This is a genomic window from Streptomyces sp. HUAS MS02 (assembly GCF_055702265.1).
In genome coordinates this window covers 7,712,585-7,738,706 of record NZ_CM146747.1, presented here as the reverse complement: position 1 = coordinate 7,738,706, position 26,122 = coordinate 7,712,585, and the positions used below count along the sequence as shown (strand labels likewise).

At 72.1% G+C, this 26,122-nt stretch carries 21 protein-coding genes; 4 read left to right on the top strand and 17 right to left on the bottom strand.

The genetic code is table 11. The features are described from left to right. Positions 1 to 107 precede the first annotated feature (107 nt). From ACZ9QC_RS33350 to ACZ9QC_RS33310, 9 genes are all read right to left on the bottom strand, one after another. Positions 108 to 1,268 carry a pseudouridine synthase gene (locus ACZ9QC_RS33350; protein ID WP_472916494.1) on the bottom strand — a complete coding sequence of 387 codons (1,161 nt, stop codon included), beginning with the start codon at positions 1,266 to 1,268 and terminating at the stop codon, positions 108 to 110. Further along, positions 1,268 to 1,933: an SMC-Scp complex subunit ScpB gene (scpB, locus tag ACZ9QC_RS33345; protein ID WP_472916493.1), complete on the bottom strand. Its 666-nt coding sequence runs from the start codon at positions 1,931 to 1,933 to the stop codon at positions 1,268 to 1,270. The genes ACZ9QC_RS33350 and scpB overlap by 1 nt, the downstream gene beginning before the upstream one ends. Next, positions 1,930 to 3,237 (bottom strand): segregation and condensation protein A, encoded by a 1,308-nt coding sequence (locus ACZ9QC_RS33340; protein ID WP_472916492.1) that lies wholly within the window; start codon positions 3,235 to 3,237, stop codon positions 1,930 to 1,932. The genes scpB and ACZ9QC_RS33340 overlap by 4 nt, the downstream gene beginning before the upstream one ends. 18 nt (positions 3,238 to 3,255) lie before the next feature. Continuing rightward, a complete protein-coding gene (locus ACZ9QC_RS33335; RefSeq protein WP_472916491.1) occupies positions 3,256 to 3,828 on the bottom strand; it encodes a hypothetical protein in 573 nt (190 codons plus the stop codon). Continuing rightward, on the bottom strand, positions 3,813 to 4,940 hold the full coding sequence (locus ACZ9QC_RS33330) for a ParA family protein (RefSeq protein WP_472916490.1): 1,128 nt from the start codon (positions 4,938 to 4,940) through the stop codon (positions 3,813 to 3,815). The genes ACZ9QC_RS33335 and ACZ9QC_RS33330 overlap by 16 nt, the downstream gene beginning before the upstream one ends. A gap of 402 nt (positions 4,941 to 5,342) precedes the next feature. After that, positions 5,343 to 6,467, bottom strand: a complete 1,125-nt coding sequence (ald, locus tag ACZ9QC_RS33325) for an alanine dehydrogenase (RefSeq protein WP_472916489.1) — start codon at positions 6,465 to 6,467, stop codon at positions 5,343 to 5,345. A 166-nt stretch (positions 6,468 to 6,633) separates the two neighbouring features. Further along, a complete protein-coding gene (locus ACZ9QC_RS33320; protein ID WP_472916488.1) occupies positions 6,634 to 8,733 on the bottom strand; it encodes a tetratricopeptide repeat protein in 2,100 nt (699 codons plus the stop codon). Positions 8,734 to 9,066: 333 nt separating this feature from the next. Next, on the bottom strand, positions 9,067 to 9,693 hold the full coding sequence (locus ACZ9QC_RS33315; protein ID WP_472916487.1) for an NUDIX domain-containing protein: 627 nt from the start codon (positions 9,691 to 9,693) through the stop codon (positions 9,067 to 9,069). A 96-nt stretch (positions 9,694 to 9,789) separates the two neighbouring features. Next, positions 9,790 to 11,448 carry a CTP synthase gene (locus ACZ9QC_RS33310; protein ID WP_472921883.1) on the bottom strand — a complete coding sequence of 553 codons (1,659 nt, stop codon included), beginning with the start codon at positions 11,446 to 11,448 and terminating at the stop codon, positions 9,790 to 9,792. A gap of 566 nt (positions 11,449 to 12,014) precedes the next feature. On the opposite strand from ACZ9QC_RS33310, the gene ACZ9QC_RS33305 reads away from it, so the two are divergent. The 3 genes from ACZ9QC_RS33305 (at position 12,015) to ACZ9QC_RS33295 (ending at position 17,140) form a co-directional block, all read left to right on the top strand. Then, positions 12,015 to 13,817 (top strand): glycoside hydrolase family 15 protein, encoded by a 1,803-nt coding sequence (locus ACZ9QC_RS33305; protein WP_472921882.1) that lies wholly within the window; start codon positions 12,015 to 12,017, stop codon positions 13,815 to 13,817. Positions 13,818 to 14,086: 269 nt separating this feature from the next. Then, a complete protein-coding gene (locus ACZ9QC_RS33300) occupies positions 14,087 to 15,469 on the top strand; it encodes an FAD-binding protein (RefSeq protein ID WP_472916486.1) in 1,383 nt (460 codons plus the stop codon). Between the two features lie 21 nt (positions 15,470 to 15,490). Continuing rightward, a complete protein-coding gene (locus tag ACZ9QC_RS33295; protein WP_472916485.1) occupies positions 15,491 to 17,140 on the top strand; it encodes a PucR family transcriptional regulator in 1,650 nt (549 codons plus the stop codon). A 21-nt stretch (positions 17,141 to 17,161) separates the two neighbouring features. Here the strand turns inward: ACZ9QC_RS33295 and ACZ9QC_RS33290 are convergent, their stop codons facing one another. From ACZ9QC_RS33290 to ACZ9QC_RS33270, 5 genes are all read right to left on the bottom strand, one after another. Then, positions 17,162 to 18,298: a glycosyltransferase family 4 protein gene (locus tag ACZ9QC_RS33290; protein WP_472916484.1), complete on the bottom strand. Its 1,137-nt coding sequence runs from the start codon at positions 18,296 to 18,298 to the stop codon at positions 17,162 to 17,164. A 336-nt stretch (positions 18,299 to 18,634) separates the two neighbouring features. Beyond that, a complete protein-coding gene (recN, locus tag ACZ9QC_RS33285) occupies positions 18,635 to 20,362 on the bottom strand; it encodes a DNA repair protein RecN (RefSeq protein WP_472921881.1) in 1,728 nt (575 codons plus the stop codon). A gap of 168 nt (positions 20,363 to 20,530) precedes the next feature. Next, positions 20,531 to 21,436 (bottom strand): NAD kinase, encoded by a 906-nt coding sequence (locus ACZ9QC_RS33280; RefSeq protein WP_033528902.1) that lies wholly within the window; start codon positions 21,434 to 21,436, stop codon positions 20,531 to 20,533. Next, entirely contained in the window at positions 21,433 to 22,248 is an 816-nt protein-coding gene (locus ACZ9QC_RS33275) for a TlyA family RNA methyltransferase (protein ID WP_472916483.1), read from the bottom strand. Before ACZ9QC_RS33275 ends, ACZ9QC_RS33280 begins: the two co-directional genes overlap by 4 nt. A 55-nt stretch (positions 22,249 to 22,303) precedes the next feature. Further along, positions 22,304 to 22,609, bottom strand: coding sequence for a hypothetical protein (locus ACZ9QC_RS33270; protein ID WP_472916482.1), 306 nt, complete (start codon positions 22,607 to 22,609; stop codon positions 22,304 to 22,306). A 42-nt stretch (positions 22,610 to 22,651) separates the two neighbouring features. Between ACZ9QC_RS33270 and ACZ9QC_RS33265 the strand changes: the two genes are divergently transcribed. Next, positions 22,652 to 22,999: an SCP2 sterol-binding domain-containing protein gene (locus ACZ9QC_RS33265; protein WP_472916481.1), complete on the top strand. Its 348-nt coding sequence runs from the start codon at positions 22,652 to 22,654 to the stop codon at positions 22,997 to 22,999. Here ACZ9QC_RS33265 and ACZ9QC_RS33260 read toward each other — a convergent pair. From ACZ9QC_RS33260 to ACZ9QC_RS33250, 3 genes are read right to left on the bottom strand one after another with little or no spacing between them, the layout of a single operon-like run. Beyond that, positions 22,983 to 23,894, bottom strand: a complete 912-nt coding sequence (locus tag ACZ9QC_RS33260) for an ABC transporter ATP-binding protein (protein ID WP_472916480.1) — start codon at positions 23,892 to 23,894, stop codon at positions 22,983 to 22,985. The two genes, ACZ9QC_RS33265 and ACZ9QC_RS33260, sit on opposite strands and share 17 nt — an antisense overlap. Beyond that, positions 23,891 to 24,940 carry a FecCD family ABC transporter permease gene (locus ACZ9QC_RS33255; protein ID WP_472916479.1) on the bottom strand — a complete coding sequence of 350 codons (1,050 nt, stop codon included), beginning with the start codon at positions 24,938 to 24,940 and terminating at the stop codon, positions 23,891 to 23,893. The genes ACZ9QC_RS33260 and ACZ9QC_RS33255 overlap by 4 nt, the downstream gene beginning before the upstream one ends. 29 nt (positions 24,941 to 24,969) lie before the next feature. After that, positions 24,970 to 26,013: a FecCD family ABC transporter permease gene (locus ACZ9QC_RS33250; protein WP_472916478.1), complete on the bottom strand. Its 1,044-nt coding sequence runs from the start codon at positions 26,011 to 26,013 to the stop codon at positions 24,970 to 24,972. Positions 26,014 to 26,122 lie beyond the last annotated feature (109 nt).

Here is a 26,122-nt window from a genome sequence, read left to right as displayed (position 1 = left end):
AAGGGCGGCGCCGGGAACGGCAAAGAGCCGGCCCCGACGGCAAACCCGGGACCGGCTCGTGCTCCAACGCGCCGCGCGCACGCGGCTGAGCCCGAAGGCTCCAGGACCTACAGGTCGACCTCCTGCATCAGCATCCCGACCTCGGTGTTCGACAGCCGGCGCAGCCAGCCGGACTTCTGGTCGCCGAGGGAGACCGGCCCGAAGGCGGTGCGGACGAGCTTGTCGACGGGGAAGCCGGCCTCGGCCAGCATCCGGCGCACGATGTGCTTGCGCCCCTCGTGGAGGGTGACCTCCACGAGGTAGTTCTTGCCGGTCTGCTGCACCACGCGGAAGTGGTCCGCGCGCGCGTACCCGTCCTCCAGCTGGATGCCGTCCTTGAGCTGCTTGCCCAGGTCGCGCGGGATCGGGCCCACGATGTGCGCGACGTACGTCTTCTTGACGCCGTACTTGGGGTGGGTCAGCCGGTGCGCCAGCTCGCCGTGGTTGGTGAGCAGGATGACGCCCTCGGTCTCGGTGTCGAGCCGGCCCACGTGGAACAGCCGCGTCTCACGGTTGGTCACGTAGTCGCCGAGGCACTGCCGGCCCTCGGGGTCCTCCATGGTGGAGACGACTCCGGCGGGCTTGTTCAGCGCGAAGAACTGGTACGACTGCGTGGCCACGGTCAGACCGTCGACCTTGACCTCGTCCTTCTCCGGGTCGACGCGCTTGCCCTGCTCCAGGACGATCTCGCCGTTGACCTCGACCCGCGCCTGCTCGATCAGCTCCTCGCAGGCCCGCCGCGAGCCGTATCCCGCGCGCGCGAGGATCTTCTGCAGCCGCTCGCCCTCCTGCTCGGCACCCGGGAAGGTCTTGGGCAGCTTGACGTCCTTCTTGCCCGCGTAGCGCTCCCGGTTGCGCTCCTCGGCCCGCGCGTCGTACTCGCGCGAGGTCGCCGGGGCCCACCGCCCGCGCTGCTGCTGGGACTGCTTCGGGCCGCCCTTGGCCCCGCCGCGCGCCGAGGCGCCGCGCCCGGACTTGGGACCGTCCGGCGAGCCGCCGGGGCCCACGTCGTAACGGCGCTCCTCGGGGCGGGGCTTCTTCGGCCGGCCGCCCTGCCTGTCGTCGCGGTCGTTCCCCGCACCGCGGTAGTTGCCGCGGCCACCGCCGCTCCCGCCGCGTCCGGCACCGCTCCCGCCGCGTCCACCACCGCTTCCGCCGCGGCCGCCGCTGTTGCCACCACGGCTCCCGCCGTTGTTTCCGCTGCTGTTCCTGCCGCTGCTGCTTCGCATCAAAGTTCCGTCTTGTCGTCTGTGTCCTCGGAATCCGGAGCATCCGGATCGAACGACGGTACGGCTTCCTGGGTCTCGGCCTCGATCGCCTCCGCCTCCGGGAGGAAGGGCGCGAGCTCCGGGAGTTCGTCCAGACCGCGCAGGCCCATCCGCTCCAGGAAGTAGTTCGTCGTCCTGTACAGGATCGCACCTGTTTCGGGTTCCGCGCCCGCCTCCTCGACCAGGCCCCGCTGGAGCAGGGTGCGCATGACCCCGTCGCAGTTGACCCCTCGTACGGCCGAGACCCGGCTCCGGCTCACCGGCTGCCGGTACGCGACCACGGCCAGCGTCTCCAGCGCGGCCTGGGTCAGCCGGGCCTGCTGCCCGTCGAGCACGAACCGCTCGACGGCGGCGGCGTACTCGGGCCGGGTGTAGAACCGCCAGCCCCCGGCGATCAGCCGCAGTTCGAAGCCGCGCCCCTGGACCGCGTACTCGTCGGCCAGTTCCCGCAGCGCCTTGGAGATCTGTCGCTTCGGCCGCTCCAGGATCTTGCTCAGGTGCTCGGCCGTCGCGGGCTCGTCCACGACCATGAGGACGGCCTCCAGGGCGGGCTTGAGATCGAGGTCGGCGACGGTACGCGACCCCGCGGGCGCCCCGGTCGCCCCCTCGGGCGTCTCCTCGCTCATGCCTTGGTCTCCTCCTTCGGCGGTTCGGGCGGCCGGTCGAACTCGTCCGTGACCACGGGCTCGGCATCCCCGTCCCCGCCCGTCCAGCGCACGATCAGGTCCCCGAGGGCGGTCTCCTGGTCCAGCGCCACGGCCTTCTCCCGGTAGAGCTCCAGCAGGGCCAGGAAGCGGGCGACGACGGTCAGGGTGTCGTCGGTGTCCTCGACGAGCACGCGGAAGGACACCTCCCCCAGCTCGCGCAGCCTCGCGACGACGATCCCGGCCTGCTCCTGCACGCTCACCAGCGGCGCGTGGATGTGATCGACGTACACCTGGGGCTTCGGCTTCGGCTGCATCGCCTTGACCGCGAGCCTGGCGAATCCTTCCGTCCCGATGCTGATGACCACCTCGGGCAGCAGTTCGGCGTGGTGCGGCTCCAGACCGACGGTCCGGGGGTAGCGCCGGGCCTCCTCGTCCAGCCGGCGGTTGAAGATGTCCGCGATCTGTTTGTACGCGCGGTACTGCAGCAGCCGGGCGAACAGCAGGTCCCGGGCTTCGAGGAGCGCGAGGTCGGCCTCGTCCTCGACCTCGGCGGCGGGCAGCAGCCGCGCGGCCTTCAGGTCCAGCAGCGTCGCGGCGACGACGAGGAACTCGGTCGTCTCGTCGAGATCCCAGTCCGGCCCCATGGCCCGGATGTGCGCCATGAACTCGTCGGTGACCCTGGACAGCGCCACCTCGGTGACGTCCATCTTGTGCTTCGAGATCAACTGAAGCAACAGATCGAACGGCCCCTCGAAGTTCGCGAGCCGAACCTTGAACCCCCCGCCGGCACCGGCTTCGGCCTCGCCTGCGGCGCCGGGCTCGGGTTCGGGTTCGGGTTGAGGCTCGCGCTCGGCTTGGGGTTCCGGCTCGGCCTCGGCACCGACGCCGGGTCCGGACTCGACGGGGGCCCCGGACTCGGCTACGGCTCCGGACGCGCCTCCGACTCCAGGCCCGGCTCCGGCCACAGCCGTGCCGCCGGCCTCGGCCTTGGCCCCGGCCACAGCTCTCGGATAGACCTCGGCCGACACTCCGGCCTCGACCCTCGCTCCGAACTCCACCTCGGCTTCGGCTACGGGCTCGGCCCCGCCTGCCGCGGGTTCCGGCGTGGGGTCGGTCTCGGTCAGGGCGGCAGCCGACGGCGGCTTCTCGTCAGCGCCGCCCGCCGAGTCACCCTCGGCCCGCGCCGCCGGCTCGGTCGGCGGAGCCAGCGGCCCCCTCCCCAGCGCACGGCGACGGCCCCCGGAACCACCGGAAGCCGAGCCAGAGGAGTCGTACGAGGTCATAGCCCTGGCAGGCTACCCCTACCGCCCCCGCAGCCGACGTACGAGGATGCTCGCGTCTCCGCGGGACTCCAGATCCGCCAGCACCACGGCGACGGCCTCTCGCACGATCCGCCCCCGGTCGACGGCCAGCCCATGCTCGCCACGCAGGACCAGCCGCGCGTGTTCGAGGTCCATGAGCTCCTCGGCGGAGACATACACGGTGATCTTCTCGTCGTGCCGCTCCCGCCCGCTGGGCCGGCGCCCGGAGGCCCGCCCCCGCTTGCGGGGCGCCGCGGCAGAACCTTCCTGCGGCTTCGACTGCCGCCCGGCGGCGGCCCGCTCGGCCCCCGTCGCGGCGCCACGGCTGCGCGGCTGCTCGCCGTCGGACTCGGCGTCGGCGGCCACATGCTCGGACCCCTCGCCGTCACCGCCCTGCACGGGCACGGACGGCGGCGCGTCCTCCGCGCCGGCGGCCCCGTCGCTCTCCCCGGCGGGAGCGGGCACACGGGCTTCTCCGTTGGCCCCCCGCCGGGGAGTGGACGGCTGCAGCGCCATTCCCCCTGTCGTACGGAAGAGTTCGTCGGCCCCCGGCAGACTCACTCGGCGTGACACCGGGCGAGCACCTCCCTGGCGAGCTGACGGTAGGCGGCGGCGCCGACGGAGTTGGAGGCGTACGTGGTGATCGGCTCACCGGCGACCGTGGTCTCCGGGAAGCGGACCGTGCGCCCGATGACCGTGTGGTAGACGTGGTCGTCGAACGCCTCGACGACCCGCGCGAGGACCTCACGGCTGTGCACGGTGCGCGAGTCGTACATCGTGGCGAGGATGCCGTCGAGCTCCAGCTCGGGGTTGAGCCGCTCCTGGACCTTCTCGATGGTCTCCGTCAGCAGCGCGACACCACGCAGAGCGAAGAACTCACACTCCAGAGGCACTATCACCTTGTGCGCGGCCGTCAGGGCGTTGACCGTGAGCAGGCCGAGCGAGGGCTGACAGTCGATCACGATGTAGTCGTAGTCGGCCATGAGCGGCTTCAGGGCGCGCTGGAGCGTCGACTCGCGCGCGACCTCGGAGACGAGCTGGACCTCGGCCGCGGACAGGTCGATGTTGCTCGGCAGCAGGTCCATGTTGGGGACCGCGGTCTTCAGCAGGACCTCGTCGGCCGACATGCCCCGCTCCATGAGCAGGTTGTAGACCGTGAGGTCGAGCTCCATCGGGTTCACCCCGAGGCCCACCGAGAGGGCGCCCTGCGGGTCGAAGTCGACGAGCAGGACCCGGCGGCCGTACTCCGCGAGCGCGGCACCCAGGTTGATGGTCGACGTGGTCTTGCCGACGCCGCCCTTCTGGTTGCACATCGCGATGATCTTCGCGGGACCGTGGTCGGTCAGCGGACCCGGGATCGGGAAGTAGGGCAGCGGGCGACCGGTGGGACCGATGCGCTCGCGGCGCTGACGGGCCGCGTCGGGCGCGAGCGTGGCCGCGTACTCCGGATCGGGCTCGTACTCGGCGTCGGGGTCGTAGAAGTGCCCGTCGGGCAGCTCGTCGTAGTCGGCGAAGTGGTTGTGGACCCCGCCACTTCCGTCGCCGGCCATGGCGTTCACGTGTTGGCCATCCATGCTCTGGAGTGCTGTCGGAGTTGCCTGCTGACTCTGGTGGGCTGCGAAGGTGCGGACAGCGACGGAGCCGACAGCCGCGAACCCCGTGGGGCCCGAGACCGGCGCAGGCATTCCTGGTTGACCACCCCCGGGAGTAAATGTCGACTCATTCACAAGTCGTCTTACCTCCTTGGTGACCAGGAAACTTCTAGATAGGTCAGCGTGGCACCATGCCGACGGTTGGCGACTCTATGGCGTGTCGGCGGTCCGCAGCAACACAATCCGCCGGACCCGGCCCGATGTGTCGGCAATGAAACATGCGGCTGTCAAGGGCGTAGGGCCGTCGCACGGCAGGTTTCACCGGTGCGCGAAACATCCGAACGGTTACGTTCGAGGCGAGTTGCGCGAGTGTCGCAAAGTGACCATACACACATCCGGCCGGACCTTGTCGGGCAAGATCCGGCCGGGAAGGTGCTGTTGACGACCTGTGTTGACGTATCGCCTTTTACCGAAAGGTGACTTAAAAACAGCCGGTCAGCCGAGCAGTGACGCCAACTCGACGTGCTCCAGGCCGTGCGCCTCGGCCACCTCGCGGTAAACGACCCTGCCGTCATGGGTGTTGAGCCCCCGGGCCAGCGCCGGGTCGCGACGCGAGGCCTCGGCCCAGCCGTGGTCGGCGAGCTCCACGATGTACGGCAGCGTGGCGTTGGTCAGCGCGTAGGTCGAGGTGTTGGGCACCGCGCCGGGCATGTTGGCGACGCAGTAGAAGACCGACTCGTGGACCGGGAAGGTCGGCTCGGCGTGGGTGGTGGGCCGGGAGTCCTCGAAGCAGCCGCCCTGGTCGATCGCGATGTCGACAAGGACACTTCCCGCCTTCATCCGCGACACGAGCTCGTTGGTGACCAGCTTCGGGGCCTTGGCCCCCGGGATGAGGACGGCGCCGATGACGAGGTCGGCCTCCAGGCACGCCTTCTCCAGCTCGAAGGCGTTGGAGACGACGGTCTGGATCTTGGTGCCGAAGACCTTGTCGGCCTCCTTGAGCTTGTTGATGTCCTTGTCGAGCAGGGTCACGTGGAAGCCCATGCCGATGGCGATCTGCGCCGCGTTCCAGCCCGAGACGCCACCGCCGATGACGACGGCCCGCCCGGCCAGCACGCCCGGCACACCGCCGGGCAGCACCCCGCGCCCACCGTTGGCCCGCATCAGGTGGTACGCGCCGACCTGGGGGGCGAGCCGGCCCGCGACCTCGGACATGGGCGCGAGCAGCGGCAGCGCGCGGTTCGGGAGCTCGACGGTCTCGTACGCGATCGCGGTCGTCCCCGACTGGACGAGGGCGTCCGTGCACTCCTTGGAGGCGGCCAGGTGCAGGTAGGTGAAGAGCGTCTGGTCCTTGCGCAGGCGGTGGTACTCCTCGGCGATCGGCTCCTTGACCTTGAGCAGCAGGTCGGCCGCGGCCCACACCTCGTCGGCCGTGGCCAGGATCTCGGCGCCGGCGGCGACGTACTCGGCGTCCGGGATCGACGAGCCGACTCCGGCGCCCTGCTCGATGACGACCTGGTGGCCGTGGCGCACGAGCTCGTGCACGCCGGCGGGGGTGATCGCCACCCGGAACTCGTTGTTCTTGACCTCGCGGGGGATGCCGACCTTCACGTCGATCACGGTCCTTGGCTCGGAGGGGTGTGGGGGCTCGCACGCACAGGCGGAACATGCCCACGCAATACAGGACATACCCGTACGCATCTGAGCGCACCGGGAGACACCGCAGGAGAACCGGCGGCGCAGCCAGTCTAATGAAGGTATCCCCGCTGTCTAGCCTTTCAATGCATCAATCTTTCGCGGATGCACTACGGATTTCGCAGGCGTTAGCACCTTGTTCCGGCTCGATCTCGTGGGTTTGGAGGGCCGGGGACCCGTCGTCGACGTCGTCGAGCAGTCGCTCGGCGGCCTGCCGGTGCAACCGGGCCGCCGCGGGGTCGCCGAGCCGCTCCAGGGTGTCGGCGATCCGCAGCTGGATCGCGGCCTGCAGCCGGACGTCGTCGGCACGCCGCGCCCACTCCGCCGCCTCCTGGCAGGTGCGCAGCGCCTCCTCGGGCCGGCCCGCGTACTCCTGGACGCGTGCCATCTCGCTCAACGCCCTTGCCTGGCCCGCCACATCGCCGAGCCGGCGGTGGCCGGTGAGCGCCGAGCTCCAGTTGCGCAGCGCCTCGCCGTACCGGCCCGCGAAGGTGTGCACGGCGGCGATCCGGCCGTACAGCCGGACGGCGTCCTCGCGCTCGTCGCGGGCGAGCCGCTGGGCGAGCGCCCTGCCGTACCAGTCGGCGGCCCGTTCGTAGTCCTCCAGCTCCTGATGGGCGGCGCCTACGGATTCCATCGCGCGGCCGGTCGCGTACGGGTCGTTCGCCCGGCGTCCGGCGTCGAGCGCGGCCCGGTAGCGGGCCAGTGCCGCCGTCGTACGGCCGGTCCGGGCGTCCAGGTCGCCGAGGTTCAGCAGCGCGGCCGCCTGTTCGCGGGGCAGTGCACGGCGCTCGGCGACATCGAGGACCAACCCGTGCAGGTCGTACAGGTCGGGAGCGGCGGCCTGTGTACCGAAGTGCGCCACCAGGGCCCGGACGAGCTGGGACATCAGACGCCGGGCGAGGGTGTCCAGCTCGCCGTCGGCGACCGCGAGCCGGGCCGCGGCGAGCAGCGCGGGCCGGCGCACGCGCAGCCACTCCTCGGCGGCCCGGGGCGTAGGGAACCGCAGCGCCTTGGGCATCGCCAGGAGCTTCTCGCGGGCCAGCGGGCTGTCGGTCTCGGTGATGGCGCGGCAGGACTGCAGCAGCCGTACCGTCCGCTCCAGCATCCGCGCGCGGGCCAGCTGCAGCTCGCCCGGCCGCTCCTGGCTCTCGGCGAGGGCCCGCAGCAGCGGCTGCAGACAGCCGGGGACCTCGTACTGCGGCAGCGGCGAGTCGACCTCGTGCAGGAAGCCCAGGGCCACGAGGTCGTCCAGTGTGCCGCGGGCCGTGTCGACCGAGCAGCCGGCGAGACCGGAGGCGATGTGCGGGTCGACCAGGCCGGCGGGGGCCAGGGCGAGGAGGGGCAGCATCCGGGCGGCGGCGGTCGGCAGCGCGGCGTACGACAGCTTGAAGATCCTGGTGAGCGGCGGGCTGTCGCCCTCGTCGGCGCGCAGCTGTTTGGCCAGGTCGGAGACGGCGGCGGAGGGCCGGGCGGCCAGCCAGCCCCCGGCGAGCCGCAGCGCGGCGGGCTGGGCCCCGCACACCTCGGCGAGCCCCTCGGCCGAGCGCGGGTCCACGGTGATGCGCACCGAGCCGCTGAAGCGTTCCAGCAGCTCCACGGCGGACTTGGTGTCCAGTCCGCCCAGGGTGCACGGGCGGACGTCGGAGATGCCGGTCAGCGGCCCCCCGGAGACCGCCACGACCAGGGAGTCGGGGGTGTCCGGCAGCAGCGCGTCGACCTGCTCGGCGTCGGCGGCGTCGTCGAGCAGGAGCACCACCCGGCGGTCGGCCAGCGCCTGGCGCAATGTCTCGCTGAGGTCGTCCTCGTCGGCCCCGGCGGGCGCCGGCAGCCCGAGGCCCCCGAGCAGGTCCCGCGCCGCGCGCTCGACCGGGACCCGGGTGCCGTCGGGCTCGGTGAGCCGGGTCCGCAGCACCCCGTCGGGGTAACCATCGGTAACCTGTCGTACGAGTTCCTCGGCGAGCGCGGTGCGGCCGAAGCCGGGGCGGCCCGCGACGAGCAGCACGCGCGCGTGGGGGGCCTTGCGGCCCGCGAGGGTGTTGAGCCCGGCCCGGTCGATGTCGGCCCGCAGCTCCTTCAACTCTCTTGTACGGCCCAGGAACTGACTGTCCGTGGGGGCGGCCTCGACAGCCGGGGGCCGCCCCGTTCCGGACACCCGGGCACCCCCGAGGTCCACCGCCTGATCCGCCACGGGCCACGCTCCCGTCCCACCGCACGAGCAAGCCCGCCGGGACTCCGGTTCGGGCGTTTCCCGAGCCTAGTTCACGCTCTGCGACGATCCGGGCGGAGCGGGGCGGTGAGGTCGCTCGATCGGATCAAACGATCGTAGGACTGGGAGTGTGAGGTCGGCATCAAGCCCCGTGAGGGCACTGGGCCGTATCGATACGCGGCTCCGCCGCGTGGGCGCGACAAGCCACGGCGGACCCGCGCCTCACCCACGACCTGAACCGGCCCTAGGGCGTGTTTCGGAAGTCCCTTCTGCTCTGAGGCCCTTCGGGCGACGAAGGGACTTCCGAAACACGCCCTAGACCTCGAACGGCCGCGCGGGCCACGGCGCCTCGGCCGCGCGCAGCGACTCCACCCCGTCACCACCGCGCGCGGCCACCAGCGAAAGCACCCCCACCACAAGGCAGTTGTTGTGCAGCTCCCCGGCGAGCACCCCCCGCACCAGCTCCTCCAGCGGCACCCGGGCCAACTCCATGTCGGCCTCCTCGTCCTCCACCTCGAACCGGTGCCCCTCGGCCTCGGAGAGATCCCGGGCCAGGAAGATCCGCACGGCCTCGTCGCAACCGCCGGGCGTGGTGTAGACGTCGGTGAGCACCCGCCACTCCTCCGCCTTGACGTGCGCCTCCTCGTACAGCTCGCGCTGGGCGGCGTGCAGCGGGTTCTCGCCGGGCACGTCGAGGAGGCCCGCCGGGATCTCCCAGAGCCGCTCTCGGACCGGGTGGCGGTACTGGCGGACGACCAGCACCCGGTCCTGGTCGTCGACGGCGAGGACGGCGACGGAGCCGGGGTGGACCTGGTAGTCGCGGCGGACGACCGACCCGTCGGGCATGACCACGTCGTCCGTGCGCACGGAGGTCTTCTTGCCGACGAACGGGGTCTCGCTCGCCCGGATCTCCCACTCCTCGGCGGTGTCCTTGATCGTCATGTCGACTCGTCCTCCCACACATGCGAAAAGAAACCGGGGCACACATCCCGAAAGACGCGCACCCCGGTCACCGTACAGCTCTCGCGCCGCTCGGATTTACTTGCCGGTCTTCCGCTCCACGGCGGCCTTCACCAGCCCCGCGAACAGCGGGTGCGGGCGGGTCGGACGGGAGCGCAGCTCGGGGTGCGCCTGGGTCGCGACCAGGTACGGGTGGACCTCGCGCGGGTACTCGACGTACTCGACGAGCTTGCCGTCGGGCGAGGTCCCGGTGAACTGCAGACCGGCCTTCTTCTCCAGTTCCGCGCGGTAGGCGTTGTTCACCTCGTAGCGGTGACGGTGGCGCTCCTCGACGTACTCCTTGCCGTCGTACACCTCGCGCACGATCGATCCCTCGGCGAGCTTGGCCGGGTACATGCCCAGCCGCATGGTGCCGCCCATGTCCCCCTCACCGGCGACGATGTCCAGCTGCTCGGCCATGGTGGAGATGACCGGGTGGGCGGTGGCGGAGTCGAACTCGGTGGAGTTGGCGTCCGGGATGTCGGCCAGGTTGCGCGCGGCCTCGATCACGATGCACTGCAGGCCCAGGCAGAGGCCGAGCAGCGGGATCCGGTTCTCGCGGGCGTACCGGATGGCGCCGACCTTGCCGGAGACACCCCGGTCGCCGAAGCCGCCGGGGATGCAGATGGCGTCGACGTCGGCAAGCTGGGCCGCGGCGCCGGCCGGGGTCCTGCAGTCGTCGGAGGTGACCCACTTGATCTTCACCCGGGCCTTGTTGGCGAAGCCGCCCGCGCGCAGCGCCTCGGTGACCGAGAGGTAGGCGTCGGGCAGGTCGATGTACTTGCCGACGAGCGCCAGGTTGATCTCGTGGAGCGGGTTGTGGACGCGGTCGAGCAGGTCGTCCCAGGTCGTCCAGTCCACGTCACGGAACGGCAGGTCCAGCTTGCGGACCACGTAGGCGTCCAGGCCCTCGCCGTGCACGGTCTTCGGGATGTCGTAGATCGAGCGGGCGTCGGGACACGCGACCACGGCGGCCTCGTCGACGTCGCACATCAGGGAGATCTTGCGCTTGATCGCGGCGGGAACTTCACGATCACAGCGCAGAACGATCGCATCTGGCTGAATACCGATGTTGCGCAGAGCCGCAACCGAGTGCTGCGTCGGCTTCGTCTTCAGCTCCCCCGAGGGCCCGATGTACGGCAGGAGCGAGATGTGGACGACGAAGACGTTGTCGCGGCCGACCTCGTGACGGACCTGGCGGACGGTCTCCAGGAAGGGCAGCGACTCGATGTCGCCGACGGTGCCGCCGACCTCGGTGATGACGACGTCGACCTCGTCGGAGGCCATGCGCCGGATGCGGTGCTTGATCTCGTTGGTGATGTGCGGGATGACCTGGACGGTGTCGCCCAGGTACTCGCCACGCCGCTCCTTGGCGATGACCGTGTTGTAGACCTGGCCTGTAGTGACATTGGCGGAGCCGTCCAAGTCACGGTCGAGGAAGCGCTCGTAGTGTCCGATGTCCAGGTCGGTCTCGGCTCCGTCGTTGGTGACGAACACCTCACCGTGCTGGAAGGGATTCATCGTGCCGGGGTCGACGTTCAAGTAGGGGTCGAGCTTCTGCATCACGACGCGCAGGCCGCGGGCCTTGAGCAGCATGCCGAGGCTGGAGGCGGTCAGACCCTTGCCGAGAGAGGAGGCGACACCCCCGGTGACGAAGATGTGCTTTGTCGTCGAGTTTCGAAAAGCAGCGGGCGGCATGGCCAAGAGGGGGCTCCCGTGGTCGCGGTTCGGTGTGCGGGTCGGCCGCCGCCCGAGCTCATCCGTCGGGGGTGCCTTCGCTGCGGTTCGGGGGTCCCTGTTGCGTCGGGGCGCCCACCGGTCCACGGGCTACCAGGGTATCAGCGACAGGACACGATCGCTTCCGGCCACGCTCCGCGCACGGGCCGACACGGACCTCGTACGACTGTCGGCGAATCCCGCCCGACCTTCACCATTAGCTCACCCGTTCGGCCCACCCGTGTTGTCCGGAGCGGCACGCGGAGCCCTCCGGTGCGTCGTATCCTCTTCGGACACTCGCTGCCGAGCGCGGCCGGCGCGACGGCACCACCCCAGCCCGTCTCCGGTAATCATGAGAGCTCGTCAGTGCGTTGAGCAACGATCGCCTCATTTGCGTTGAGGATCGTTGAGCGACATCGCATGACACCGTCCCTTGGATCACTCTGGAAACATGGTTTCTTTGTCGATCCCTTGGGTCCCTTGACCGCACACCGCACAGCGACCGCCCCTCGGGGGGCGACGACGTGGCCGTTCGACTGGAGTTGCACGTGGCCGGGCGCATCGAAGACTACGCACTCATCGGAGACATGCAGACCGCCGCGCTGGTCTGCCGGGACGGCACGGTCGATTGGCTGTGCCTGCCCCGCTTCGACTCCCACGCCGTCTTCGCGGGACTGCTCGGCACCGAGGAACACGGGTTCTGGAGACTGGGTCCCGCGCACGCGGCCGACGCCGAGCCGCCCACGGCCTCCCGCCGCCGGTACCGCGGCGACTCGCTGATCCTGGAATCCGAGTGGGACACCCCGCGCGGCACGGTCCGTGTGACGGACTTCATGCCGCCGCGTGACGGCGCCCCGCAGCTGATCCGGATCGTGGAGGGCGTCAGCGGCCGGGTGCCGATGCGCTCGGCGCTGCGGATGCGTTTCTCGTACGGCCGGGTGGTGCCCTGGGTGCACAAGCACGAGGGGCGCACGGTGGCCGTCGCCGGGCCGGACTCGGTGTGGTTCGACACCGAGTGCGAGACCTACGGCAAGGCGCTGACGACCTACGCCGACTTCACCGTGACGCCGGGCGACCGGATCGCGTTCACGGTCTCCTGGGAGCCCTCGCACAAGCAGCCCCCGCCGCTGCCGGAGCCCGAGCCGTCGCTGCGGGCCACCGAGGAGTTCTGGCACGACTGGGTGGAGCAGTGCACGTACCACGGCCCCTACCGCGAGGCCGTGATCCGCTCGCTGATCACGCTCAAGGCCCTGACGTACGCCCCGACCGGCGGCATCGTCGCCGCCCCGACGACCTCCCTCCCGGAGCACATCGGGGGCGTCCGCAACTGGGACTACCGCTACACCTGGCTGCGCGACGCGGCCATCACCCTCTCCTCGCTGCTGCGCACCGGCTACCGGGACGAGGCCCGCGCCTGGCGCGAGTGGCTGCTCCGCGCGGTCGCCGGCGACCCGGAGAACCTGCAGATCATGTACGGCATCGCCGGTGAGCGGGAGCTGGGCGAGGCCGAGCTGGAGTGGCTGCCCGGGTACGAGAACTCCGCGCCGGTCCGGGTCGGCAACGGCGCCGCGCACCAGCTCCAGCTGGACGTCTACGGCGAGGTCACCGAGGCCCTGCACCTGGCCCACATGACCGGGCTGGCCCGCAACGACTACGCCTCGCTCCTCCAGCTGAAGCTGATCCGCTACCTGGAGGACCACTGGGACGAGCCCGACGAGGGCATCTGGGAGGTGCGCGGACCGCGCCGCCACTTCGTGCACTCCAAGGTCATGGCCTGGGTCGCGGTGGACCGGACGATCAAGCTCATCGAGTCCGGTGACGCGGACGGCCCGCTGGAGAAGTGGCGCGAGCTGCGCGACGACATCCACCGGGACGTGTGTGAGAAGGGCTACGACAAGGAGCGCAACACCTTCACCCAGTCGTACGGCTCGAAGGAGCTGGACGCCTCGCTGCTGCTGATCCCGCAGATGGGCTTCCTGCCGCCGGACGACAAGCGGGTCATCGGCACCATCGAGGCGATCCAGCGCGAGCTGTCGACCCCGGACGGCTTCATCCTGCGCTACCCGACCTCCGGCGAGGAGGAGGGCGTCGACGGGCTACCGGGCGACGAGGGCGCGTTCCTCGCCTGCTCGTTCTGGATGGCCGACGACCTGGCGATGATCGGCCGGGTCGACGAGGCCCGCAAGCTCTTCGAGAAGCTGCTCTCCCTCCGCAACGACCTGGGCCTCCTCGCCGAGGAGTGGGACCCGGTGCTCAAGCGCCAGGTGGGCAACTTCCCGCAGGCGTTCAGCCACGTCCCCCTCATCGACACGGCCCTGCGGCTGACCGCGTCGGGGGCGTACGGCGGCTGACCGCGTCCGGGGCCCACGGCGGCCGAGCGCCGGGGGGCGTACGGCCTGCCGTGCGCGCCCTCCGGTCCGGCGCGCACGGCGGCGGACCGGAGCGTCCGCAGGCGCACACGGCAAGCGCTTGCGCTCGCTGGTACGGGTGCTCGCGCCGACCCGCCTGCCGGCCGCAGGCCCCGCCGCGGGTGCCGCACGAGCCCCGAACAGGCCCCGTCCGCCGCCCCCGCCTAGCCTGGAAGGAGCCCTGTCCCCCGACCGAAAGGGGGCGGCTCACCATGGCTCCCCTCTCGAAGGCGCGGGCGGCCCTCGCCGCACTGCGCGAGGATCTGTCCGGCGAGGTGTACGCGCCGGACGACCCCGGGTACGACGACGCCCGCACGGTCTTCAACGCCATGATCGACCGGCGTCCGGCCGTGATCGCCGAGTGCGCCGACGAGACCGACGTCGTCCGTTCGGTGCGCTTCGCCCGCGACCTCGACCTGCCGATCGCGGTACGCGGCGGCGGCCACAGCGTGGCCGGAATGGCACTGAACGACAACGGGCTCGTCATCGACCTCCGCCGGATGCACGAGGTCACGGTCGACCCCGCGTCCAGGACCGCACGCGTCGGCGGCGGCGCCACCATGAGCCACCTCGACCGCGCCACCGAGCCCCACCGCCTCGCGACCACCGGCGGCCGCGCCTCGACCACGGGGGTGGGCGGCTTCGTCCTCGGCGGCGGCAGCGGCTGGCTGGACCGCACCTTCGGGCTCGCCGTCGACAACCTGCTCGCCGTCGACCTGGTGACCGCCGACGGACACACCGTCCGCGCGAACTCCGAGGAGAACCCGGACCTGTTCTGGGCGCTGCACGGCGGCGGCGGGAACTTCGGCGTGGCCACCGCGCTCACCCTCCGGCTGCACGAGCTGCCCGCCTTCGCCATCGCCCTGCTCCTCTACCGCCCCGAACACGGCCCCGAGGTGATGCGCGTGTACCGCGACGTCATCGAGGCCGGCCCGCGGGAGGCGGGCGGCGGCGTCCTCTATCTCACCGCCCCGCCCGAGGAGTTCGTCCCCGAGCATCTGGTCGGCGGGCTCGCCTGCGCGATCCTCCTGACGTACGCGGGCACCGAGGAGGACATGCGCAAGGTCGCCCAGCCACTCCTGGCGATGCCGCACGAGGCCGAGATCGTCGGCGCGATGCCGTACGCGGACGTGCAGTGCATGATCGACGACCCGCCGGGGATGCGGAACTACTGGTCGGCGGAGTACCTGACCGGTCTGCCGGACGAGCTGGTGGACGTGCTCGCCGACCGCGCCTGGTCGATGCCCGTGCCGACCGGCACCCAGCACGTGCTCTTCCCGCTCGGCGGCGCGATAGCGGAGGGCCCCGCCCACTACCCCGTGCCCTACCGGGACTCCCCCTGGGTCGTGCATCCCTTCGGCGTCTGGGCCGACCCCGAGGACGACGACCGGTGCATGCGGTGGGTACGGGACGTGCGCGCCGACGCCCGGCCCTGGAGCACCGGCGACGTCTATCTCAACTTCGTCGGCGACGAGGGCGCCGACCGGGTCGTCGCCGGACTCGGCATCGACAACTACCGGCGGCTGACGGCGGTGAAGACCACCTACGACCCCGACAACGTCTTCCGCTTCAACCACAACATCCCGCCGGCCTGACGACCGGGTACCGTCCGCTCCATGGACACCCGTGGAGGCCGCGAAGCAGGTCACGGCCGTGAGGCGCAGGGCGGCATCACCGTGCGGCGGGCGCTGGAGCTGCCCGGACTGCGCGGCGGGCTGCCGGAGATCCTCGCGGGCGCCGACCGGCTGCACCGCACCGTGCGCTGGGTGCACGCGGGCGAGGTCCCGAACATCGCCTCGCTCCTCAAGGGCGGCGAGCTGCTGCTGACCACCGGGTACGGGCTCGGCACCCGCCCCGCCGACCAGCGCGCGTTCGTCCGGACCCTCGCCGAACGCGGCATCTCGGCCCTGGTGGTCGAACTGGGCCCACGCTTCGCCCGGCTCCCGGCGGCCCTTGTCGAGACAGCGCGCGCGGCCGGGCTCCCGCTCGTCCAACTCCACCGCGAGGTGGCCTTCGTGACGGTCACCGAGGAGATCCACACCGAGATCGTCAACGGCCACTACGCGCTCCTCCAGCGGGCCGAGGAGGTGTACCGCCGCTGCACCGAGGCCCTGCTCGGCGGCGGCGGGGTCCCGCAGGTCCTCGGCATCCTGGCCGACTTCAGCGGCAACCCGGTCTTCCTGGAGACCCCTGACGGACAGCTCCTGTACGCCGCGGGGACCGGGCCCGCGGACACCGATCCCCTCCAGGTGTGGGAGGGGCTGCGCGGCCGGCACCAGGACGAGCCGCCGGCCGGGACGACCCTCGTCGACGTACCGGGCGGCGGCCCCGGCACCGGCGCCGTACGGGCCCGGCTGGTCCTGCTGCCCGTCGTCGCACCCCTGGCGCCCGTCCACCGGATGGCGGCCGAACGCGCGGCCGGCATCCTCGCCGTCGTCCTGATGCAGGCCCGTCAGGAGGAGGAGCTGGCCGCGCGGGGGCGCGGCGACTTCCTCACCGACCTCGCCGAGGGCCGCGTCCAGGCCGAGGACGCCCCCGCGCAGGCCCGCGTCCTCGGTTTCAAGCCGGGGTCCGGCCCCCTGCTGCCCGTCGTGATGCGGCTCGCCGACGGCCTCTCCCCCGGCGGCGGCTGGGCCGTCCTGGCCCGCGCGGTGGCCGAGGAGCTGGCCTCCGTCGGCGTACCCGCGCTGCTCGGCGTGCGCCCCGTCGAGGGCCGTGTACCGCTGCTGCTGGCCCTGCGCGCGGAGTCGGAGCGCACCGCGGTGGCCGACAAGGTCGCGGCGGCGCTGCGGGCCGGCGTGGAGCGCGCCGGGACGCTGCGGCCGGGCGGGCGGCCTCCCGTGGTGGTCGTCGGGGTGCCCGGCGGCTGGGCGGCCGCCTCGGCGGGCCTGCGGCACGCGGCGGAGGCGGCGACGGCCGCACAGGGCCTGGCCGACCGCCCCTGGTACGACGCCCGGCGCCTGGACATCGACCTGCTGCTGTGGCGGCTGCGCGACCACCCCGACCTGGCCGCCTTCGTGGACCGCGCGATCGGCCCCCTGCGCGACCACGACGACCGGGCCAAGCCCTCGCTGCTGCCCACCCTGGAGACGTATCTCGCGCACGCGGGCCGCAAGGCGGAGACCGCCCGCGAACTGCATCTCAACCGCCAGACCCTCTACAACCGCCTCGCGCGGATCGGTGAACTGCTCGGCACCGACCTGGACGACCCCCAGGCGGTGCTGGCTCTGAGCCTGGCCCTGCGGGCACGCAGACACGTCGGCTGAGGCCCCGGCCCCTCGCGACCGTCAGGTCAGGGGCCTGAGCCGCGTCAACTCGTCGTACACGCTGAGCACCTGGGCCACCGTCTCGTCCTCGGTCGGCCAGGTGGCCGCCTGCCGGGTGCCGCGCTCCCGCAGCGTCTCGCACCGGGCGGGGTCGCAGAGGAGGCGCTCGACGGCCCCGGCCAGCGCCTCGGCGTCGCCGTACGGGACGAGTTCCGCGCCGTCGCCGACCAGGTCGGGCACCGATCCGACGGCGGCGGCGACCAGCAGCACGCGCGCGTGGAGCGCCTCCTGCGCGAGGACCGAGCGGCCCTCGGCACCACCGGGCAGCAGCGCGAGGTCGGCGGCCGCGATCAGTTCGGAGACGTCGTCGCGCCGCCCGACGAGCCGAACCGGCAGTTCCTCGTCCTCGATACGCCGCTGCAGCGTGCCCCGCAGCGGCCCCTCGCCCGCGACGACGACCAGCGGCGCCGGGTCGAGACCGCGCCACCGACGGGCGGCGTCGAGCAGGGTGTCGTACCCCCGTCGGCGGTCGAGCGTGCCGACGGCCATGAGCAACGGGCGTTCCGTGGCGCCCAGTTCGGCCCTGACCTTGGACGCGGGCCGGTCCGGATCCCCACCGGGGACGGTCGGGCGCGGCACCGGCAGCGCGACGGCGGCGAGCCGGGCGTCGCGCGCGCCCCGGCTGCGGGCCCGGTCGACCAGGTCGGAGGAGGTGCCGAGCACCACGGCGGCGGCCTTGGCGACCCGCCGCTCCAGCAGCCGCAGCAGATGCGCCCGCGCGCCCTCGGCGTACGACCGCGTGTGCAGGGTGACGACGAGCGGGGTGGTGCGCCGGCCGAGCGCGAGGGTGGCGCGGAAGCCGGCGTGCAGTCCGTGCGCGTGCACCAGGTCGGCGTCGGCGAAGGCGCCGCGCAGACTGGCCACCGAGGCCGGGTCGCTGCTGCGGGGCACATGGACGTGGCGGGCGCCGACGCCGGTGAAGTCGTACTGCCCGTCCGTCTCACTGGGGGCGCAGACGGTGACCCGCACGCCCCTGGCGACCAGCCCCGAGGCCAGCGATCGCACATGCGCGCTGCTCACCGCGCTGCCGCCGCCGAGCACTTGCACGGTCCGCAGCGGCGACTGGCCGTGTGGTGAGTGGCTGCTCACGTGGCTCACGTGGCCGGGGCTCCTGGTTCGGGGTCGGACGGTCACGAAGGAACGTGCAGAAGGGTCCCGCGGTGGGAGTGGCCCGTACGAGGTGCTTCCGCACGGTCCACGCAGCACGTCCCGCTACGTCGTTCCTGTCCAAGGATGCCAGGCCGCAAGGGTGTTCCGGGACAGCCGGACGGGGCACGGGCCGGAGGGGCGGGCAACCCCGGACCCAGCGTCACCCACAAGAGTGAACTCCCGCACGAGGTTGCCCCTCCACACGACTCGCGTCCCGCCAGGGCGTCACCGACCGTCCCGTCTCCGGGCATCGACTCCTCCCGTCCGGGCGCCTGCCCGTCCCGCCTAGGCGTCCGCGCGGGCCGCCGCCAGCAGTTCCTCCGCGTGGGCCCGGGCCGTCTCCGAGTCCTCCTGGCCGGCGAGCATGCGCGACAGCTCGCGCACCCGCTCCTCGCCCTCCAGGATCTTCACACCGGACCGGGTCACCGAACCGTCGTTGGTCTTCTCCACCAGCAACTGCCGGTCCGCGAAGGCCGCCACCTGCGGCAGGTGCGTGACCACCACGACCTGCGCCGATCGGGCGAGACGAGCGAGCCGCCGGCCGATCTCGACCGCGGCCTTGCCGCCGACACCGGCGTCGACCTCGTCGAAGAGATACGTCGGCACGGGGTCCGTCCCCGCGAACACCACCTCCACGGCCAGCATCACCCGCGACAGCTCACCACCGGACGCGCCCTTGGCGATGGGCCTCGGCGGCGCCCCCGGATGCGGCGCGAGCAGCAGCTCGACCTCGTCCGCGCCGGAGGGCCCGTACGCGACCGTACGCCCGCCCACCTCGACGCCCTCGGGGTCGTCCGTCTGCCGGATCTCGAACGACACGCGCGCGTGCGGCATGGCGAGCGAGGCCAGCTCGGCGGTGACGGCCGCGGCGAACCGCTCGGCGGCCTCGGCACGGGCGTCCGTCAACGCCTGGGCGAGGCCCCCCAACTCGCCCCGCAGCGCGTCCCGCTCGGCGGTCAGCTCCTCGATGCGCTCGTCGTCGCCGTCGAGTTCGGTGAGCCGCTGAGCGCCCTCCTCGGCCCACGACAGCACCGAGGCGATGTCCTCTCCGTACCGGCCGTACTTGCGCGTCAGCGCCGTCAGCGCGGCCCGCCGCTCCTCGACGGCCGCGAGCCGCAGCGGGTCGGCGTCCAGGTCGTCGGCGTACCCCGCCAGCTCGCCCGCCACATCGCCCAGCAGGATCCCGACCTCCCCGATCCGCTCGGCGAGCACGGCCAGCGCCGGGTCGTGCGCCCGCACGGCCTCCAGCGCGCGGTGCGCGCCCGCGACGAGGGTGGTGGCGTCCACGCCCTCCGGGTCCTCGGGATTGCCCGCGAGCGCGGCGTGCGCGGCCGCCGCAGCGGAGGCCAGCGCCTCCGCGTGCCCGAGCCGCTCGGCCTCCTCGGCCAGTTCCACGTCCTCGCCGGCCCGGGGTTCGACGCCGGCGATCTCGTCCAGGCCGTACCGCAGCATGTCGGCTTCCTGGGCCCGCTCCCGCGCACGGGTGACGATCTCGTCGAGTTCGGTCGCCACGGCCCGCAGCCGCCGGTAGGCCTCGCCGTACTTCGTGAGCGGTACGGCCACCGCGTCGCCCGCGTACCGGTCGAGCGCAGCCCGCTGCCGGGACAGCTTCAGCAGCCCCTGCTGGTCGGTCTGCCCGTGCACGGCGACGAGTTCGTCGGCCAGCTCGGCGAGCATGCCCACGGGGACGGACCGCCCGCCCAGGTGCGCCCGGGACCGTCCCTCGGCGGACACGGTACGGCTGATCAGCAGCGCCCCGTCGTCGAGTTCGGCCCCGGCCTCCTCGGCCCGGACCGCCGCCGCCGCGCCCTCGGGCACGGCGATCCGGCCCTCCACGACGGCGTTCTTCGCACCGATCCGCACGAGCGCCGGGTCCGCCCGCCCGCCGAGCAGCAGGCCGAGGCTGGTGACCACCATGGTCTTGCCCGCGCCCGTCTCACCCGTCACGGCGGTGAAGCCGGGCGACAACTCGACGACAGCGTCGTCGATGACTCCGAGCGACCGTATCCGCATCTCCTCCAACACGGACACGACCTTACGAGGTCGGGGAGGGAGACCGCGACGCCCCCCGGCACCTATGTCACCCCGGCGAGCTACAGCGCGCCCTCAGGGGCGCGGGGAACTGCGCGAGCAACCACGACAAACCCGCAGCCACTGACGGTCCCCGCCCCCCACGTCGCGCTAGTGCCGAGCCCCCCGCCACCCGGAAACGGGCAGCGCGAACTTCGCCACCAGCCGATCCGTGAACGACGCGTGGTGCAACCGAGCCAGCCGCACCGGCACGGCCCCCCGCCGCACCTCCACCCGCGCCCCCGGCGGCAGCTCGACGGTCCGCCGCCCGTCGCACCACAGCACGCCCGGCGGAATGTGCGGCAGCACCTCCACCGCCAGCACCGAGTTCGGCGACGTCACCAACGGCTTGGCGAACAGCGCGTGCGCGGAGATCGGCACCATCAGCAGCGCCTCGACCTCGGGCCACACCACGGGCCCGCCCGCCGAGAACGCGTACGCCGTCGACCCGGTCGGGGTCGACAGCACGATGCCGTCGCACCCGAACCCGGTCACCGGCCGCCCGTCGATCTCCAGGACGACTTCGAGCAGCTTCTCGGCGCCGGCCTTCTGCACGGCCGCCTCGTTGAGCGCCCAGTCCGTGTGGACGATGTCCCCGTTCTGGTGAACGACGACATCGACGGTCATCCGCTCCTCGACCTCGTAGGACTTGGTCACCACGCGGTCGACGACCTTGTCGAGGTCGTCCCGCTCGGCCTCCGCGAGGAAGCCGACGCTGCCGAGGTTGACGCCGAGCATCGGCACCCCGGACGCGCGGGCGAACTCGGCGCCGCGCAGCAGCGTGCCGTCACCACCCAGGACGATGAGCAGCTCGCACCCGTCGAGGCACTGCGGGGTGGCCTCCTTGACGAGTTCCACCTCCTCCGGCAGCGGGATGTCCTCGGCCTCGTACTCCAGGACGCGCACGACGATGCCGTGGTGCAGCAGCCCCTTGACGACGAGTTCGGCACTGCGGATCGCCGCCGGCCGCCCGGTGTGGGTGAGCAGGAAGACAGTTCGAGATCGGTCCTGAGTCACCGCGGCCCCTCCGCCACTGCTCGGTCGACGTCGGCCGGGTCCAGCGCGGGTGCCCCGGCACGCAGCCACAGAAAGTACTCGACATTGCCCGAGGGACCGGGCAGCGGACTGGCCGTCACACCCTTCACCCCGAGCCCCAGCTCCCCGGCCCGCCGGGCCACCTCGCGCACCGCCTCGGCGCGCAGCTCCGGACTCCGTACGACTCCCCCACTGCCCAGCCGCTCCTTCCCCACCTCGAACTGCGGCTTGACCATCATCACCAGATCGGCGTCCGGCTTCACGCACCGCACCAGGGCGGGCAGCACCAGGCCGAGCGGGATGAAGGACAGATCCCCCACGACAAGATCCACAGGCTTCCCATCGATCGCTTCGAGCGTCAACTCGCGTACGTTCGTACGGTCCTTGACGGTGACGCGTTCATCGCTCTGCAAGGTCCAGGCGAGTTGTCCGTATCCCACGTCCACGGCGACGACGTGCGCGGCCCCGGCCCGCAGCAGTACGTCGGTGAACCCGCCGGTGGAGGCTCCGGCGTCCAGCGCCCTCCGCCCCTCGACGGCCAGCCCCCGCGGGACGAAGACCTCCAGCGCGCCCGCGAGCTTGTGACCGCCCCGGGACACGTACTCGGGGTCGCTGTCGTCGCTCACGACCACGATCGCGGCGGCGGTCTCCACCTGGGTGGCGGACTTGGTCGCGACGGTCCTGCCGACGGTGACCCGACCGGCGGCGATCAGCTGGCTCGCGTGCTCACGCGACCGCGCGAGCTTCCGCCGGACCAGTTCGGCGTCCAGACGACGGCGTGCGACTCCTGCCACGTTCGGTTCAGCTCCTGCTCTCGTGCGGCGATCGATAGGTGTGACCCGAAGGGTCTCATTGAGGGGTGGTGGTCGGGTGACGGGTGGGAACCGGAGGTCCCGGGCGGGCGTCGAGCGCGGTGAGCGCGTCGCGCAGCCCTCGGTGTACATCCTCGTACACCTCCACATGGCCGTCGGTGGCGAGGTGGTCGGTGTCGGCCAGCCGGTCGAGGGCCGTGTCGACCTCCGGGTGGCCGGTGGCGGTGCGGGGAACGTCCAGCGGGGCCGGGGCGGCGGGGTCGTCCTCGGGCCCGACCTCCGCCGGCGGCTCCGGAACCGCCGCGTCCGCCTCCGCCACGACCTCGCGCAAAGAGTCGCTCATGCCCAGACGCTACCGCGAAGCTCTGGGGTACCGTCGGTCGCGATGGCAACGATCGATGAGTGCCGCGCCGCGCTCGAAAAGCTCTCGGACAACATGGCAGGCGCCGACGGACACGTGCGCGAGGCGACGGCCCTCGACCGTTCGGTGAGCTGCCACATCAAGGATCTCGACGTCACCTTCGTGGGCCGGATGCGCGAGGGCCGGATCGAGGTGCACGACACCCTTCAGGGACCGCCCGCCGAGAAGGCGCAGATCCGGCTCGCGATGACGGGCGACGACCTGGTGGCCCTGGTCGACGGGGAACTGAACTTCGCCAAGGCCTGGGGTTCGGGCCGAGTCAAGCTGGAGGCGGGCTTCCGCGACCTGCTCCAGCTCAGGAAGCTCCTCTAGCGGCCGTCACCTTCTCGGCCCTCGACTCGCCGGACCGTGCCTTGCGCGCCGCCGGTACCACCAAGGGGGTGCCCGTCTCCGGGTCGTCGATGACCTGGCAGCGCAGTCCGAACACCTCCTCGACCAGCTCCGCCGTGACGATCTCGGAGGGGGCGCCCTCGGCGATCACCGAGCCGCCGCGCAGGGCGATGAGGTGGGTGGCGTAGCGGGCGGCGTGGTTGAGGTCGTGCAGTACGGCGACCAGCGTGCGCCCCTGCTCCTCGTGGAGTTCGGCGCACAGGTCGAGCACGTCGATCTGGTGCTGGATGTCGAGGAAGGTGGTCGGCTCGTCGAGCAGCAGCAGCGGGGTCTGCTGGGCGAGCGCCATGGCGATCCAGACCCGCTGGCGCTGCCCTCCGGACAGCTCGTCGACGTAGCGGTCGGCCAGCTCGGCGACCCCGGTCGACTCCATGGACTCCCGGACGATCCGCTCGTCCTCGGCCGACCACTGCCGCAGCAGCCCCTGGTGCGGGTACCGGCCACGGCCCACGAGGTCGCCGACGGTGATCCCGTCGGGCGCGATCGACGACTGCGGCAGCAGCCCGAGCGTCCGGGCGACCTTCTTCGCGGGCATCGACTGGATGACCTGCCCGTCGAGCAGCACCCGCCCCTGGGACGGCTTCAGCATCCGGGAGAGGGCTCGCAGCAGCGTGGACTTGCCACAGGCGTTGGGGCCGACGATCACGGTGAACGAGTTGTCGGGAATCTCCACCGACAGCTGTTCGGCGATGACCCGCTGGTCGTAGGCGAGAGTGACGTTCTCGGCGGACAGGCGGTTCACGGTGCTCCTCTTGTAGTTCACATGCGCCGAAGCGCCGTCGTTCGCATGCGCCGACACACCGTCGATCTCGTTCATATCCGCCCGGCCTTCCGCTCGGTGACCAGCAGCCACAGCAGATAGACGCCACCGAGTACGCCGGTGACCACGCCGACCGGCAGCCGGTCGGCCCCGAAGGCCCGCTGCGAGGCCAGGTCGGCGACGACCAGCAGGGTCGCGCCCATGCACATCGCGGGCACCAGGTTCGGGCCCGGGGAACGGGTCAGCCGCTTGGCGAGCTGGGGCGCGGTGAGGGCGACGAAGCTGACCGGCCCGGCGGCGGCGGTGGCCCCGGCCGTGAGCAGCACGGCCGACACCATCAGCAGCAGCCGTACACGCTCGACACTCACCCCGAGGGCGTACGACACGTCGTCGCCCATCTCCATCATCCGCAGCCCGCGCGCGTTGCCGAGCACCAGCGGGACGAGGATCGCGCACATGATCAGCAGCGGCCGGACCTGGGCCCAGTCACGGCCGTCGAGGGAACCGGTCATCCAGACGACCGCGCGGCCCGCGTCGACGAGGTCGGCCTTGGTGATCAGATAGCCGTTGACCGCCGTGACGATCGCGGAGACACCGATGCCGACCAGCACCAGCCGATAGCCGTGCACGCCCCGCTTCCAGGCCAGCACATAGATCGCGATGCCGGTGACCAGACCGCCGACGAGCGCCCCGAGGGCGACCTGGTTCGCGCTGCCGGAGAACAGCACGATCACGACCAGGGCCCCGGCGGTGGCTCCCTGGGAGAGACCGAGCACGTCCGGACTGCCCAGCGGATTGCGGGAGACGGACTGGAACAGCGCCCCGCCGAGCCCGAGCGAGGCCCCGACGAGGAGTCCGACCAGAACCCTCGGCAGCCGCAGCTCGTTGACGATGAACTCCTGGCCCGCGTCCCCGTCGCCCAGCAGCGTCCTCAGGACGTCGTCGGCCGGGATCGGGAAGTCGCCGGTCCCGATCAGCACGACGCTCGCGGTCAGCGCCGCCAACAGCAGCAGGACGACGACCGTGAACGCCCGCACGTCCAGCCGGACGGACAGGCCGCCGGGCGTACGGAGCGCGCGGCCGCGCCCGGCGGGCTCGTTCATGACGTGGGTCTCCCTCGTGGCCTGCGTCTTCACAGCTGGGCCGTCCTCCGCCGTCGTACGAGAAAGATGAAGACCGGACCGCCCAGGATCGCGGTGACTATGCCGACCTGCAGTTCCGCGGGCCGCGCCACCATGCGCCCGAGCACGTCGGCGCCGAGCAGCAGCACCGGCGACAGGACGGTCGCGTACGGCAGGATCCAGCGCAGGTCGGGCCCGGTGAAGGACCGCACGACGTGCGGGACCATCAGCCCGACGAAGACGATCGGCCCGCAGGCCGCCGTCGCGGCGCCGCACAGCACGGTGGCGGCGGCCATGGAGAGCGCGCGGGTGCGGCTGAGGTTGGCGCCGAGCGCGCGGGCGGTGTCGTCGCCCATGGCCATCGCGTTCAGCGGGCGGGCGAGCAGCAGCGCGACGACCGTACCGACGGCCAGGAACGGCAGCACCTGGGTGATGGTCTCGTCGGTCGCCGAGGCCAGCGAACCGACCGTCCAGAAACGCATCTTGGAGAGTGCCGCGTCATCCATGATCATCACGGCCTGGAGGTAGCCGTAGAGCGCGGCGCTGATGGCCGTACCCGCGAGCGCCAGCCGCACGGGAGTCGCCCCGCGGCTGCCGCCGAGGAACCAGACCAGCGCCCCGACCAGGGCGGCGCCGGCGAACGCGAACCACACGTACCCGCTCAGCGAGGTGACGCCGAAGTAGGTGATGGCGGTGACCACGGCCGCGGACGCGCCCGCGTTGATGCCGAGCAGGCCCGGGTCGGCCAGCGGGTTCCGGGTGAGTGCCTGGAGGACAGCACCGGCCAGCCCGAGCGCGGCTCCCGCGAGCAGACCGAGGAGCGTGCGCGAGATCCGCTCCCCGACCACGGCGTCGCCGTAGGTCCCCGTGTCCTCGAACAGGCCGTGCCAGACCTGCTCCAGGGAGAGTTCTTTCGCGCCGATCGCGATACTCGTCAGGGCGACCAGGGCGAGGATCACGAGGGCCACGAGAAGCCCGACGGCTCGTACCGCCCGGCGATTCGGTGGCGCGGGGGCGGTCTCCGCGCGCGGTTCAGGAGGACTGTCGACCAACACCCGGTTAGGTTAGCCTACCCTCCCTTCATGGCTCGACCGCGTCCACGAACACCCCGCACGCGGCGCGGAGGACGGACGACGGTCGACGGTCCCAGCCCCTCCTGTCCCC

Excerpts from the sequence above, each read along its gene's own strand:
- ACZ9QC_RS33350 (WP_472916494.1), bottom strand. The coding sequence starts at position 1,268 with ATGCGAAGCAGCAGCGGCAGGAACAGCAGCGGAAACAACGGCGGGAGC.
- scpB (WP_472916493.1), bottom strand. The coding sequence starts at position 1,933 with ATGAGCGAGGAGACGCCCGAGGGGGCGACCGGGGCGCCCGCGGGGTCG.
- ACZ9QC_RS33340 (WP_472916492.1), bottom strand. The coding sequence starts at position 3,237 with ATGACCTCGTACGACTCCTCTGGCTCGGCTTCCGGTGGTTCCGGGGGC.
- ACZ9QC_RS33330 (WP_472916490.1), bottom strand. The coding sequence starts at position 4,940 with ATGCCTGCGCCGGTCTCGGGCCCCACGGGGTTCGCGGCTGTCGGCTCC.
- ACZ9QC_RS33315 (WP_472916487.1), bottom strand. The coding sequence starts at position 9,693 with ATGACGATCAAGGACACCGCCGAGGAGTGGGAGATCCGGGCGAGCGAG.
- ACZ9QC_RS33310 (WP_472921883.1), bottom strand. The coding sequence starts at position 11,448 with ATGCCGCCCGCTGCTTTTCGAAACTCGACGACAAAGCACATCTTCGTC.
- ACZ9QC_RS33300 (WP_472916486.1), top strand. The coding sequence starts at position 14,087 with ATGGCTCCCCTCTCGAAGGCGCGGGCGGCCCTCGCCGCACTGCGCGAG.
- ACZ9QC_RS33295 (WP_472916485.1), top strand. The coding sequence starts at position 15,491 with ATGGACACCCGTGGAGGCCGCGAAGCAGGTCACGGCCGTGAGGCGCAG.
- recN (WP_472921881.1), bottom strand. The coding sequence starts at position 20,362 with ATGCGGATACGGTCGCTCGGAGTCATCGACGACGCTGTCGTCGAGTTG.
- ACZ9QC_RS33270 (WP_472916482.1), bottom strand. The coding sequence starts at position 22,609 with ATGAGCGACTCTTTGCGCGAGGTCGTGGCGGAGGCGGACGCGGCGGTT.
- ACZ9QC_RS33265 (WP_472916481.1), top strand. The coding sequence starts at position 22,652 with ATGGCAACGATCGATGAGTGCCGCGCCGCGCTCGAAAAGCTCTCGGAC.
- ACZ9QC_RS33260 (WP_472916480.1), bottom strand. The coding sequence starts at position 23,894 with ATGAACGAGATCGACGGTGTGTCGGCGCATGCGAACGACGGCGCTTCG.
- ACZ9QC_RS33255 (WP_472916479.1), bottom strand. The coding sequence starts at position 24,940 with ATGAACGAGCCCGCCGGGCGCGGCCGCGCGCTCCGTACGCCCGGCGGC.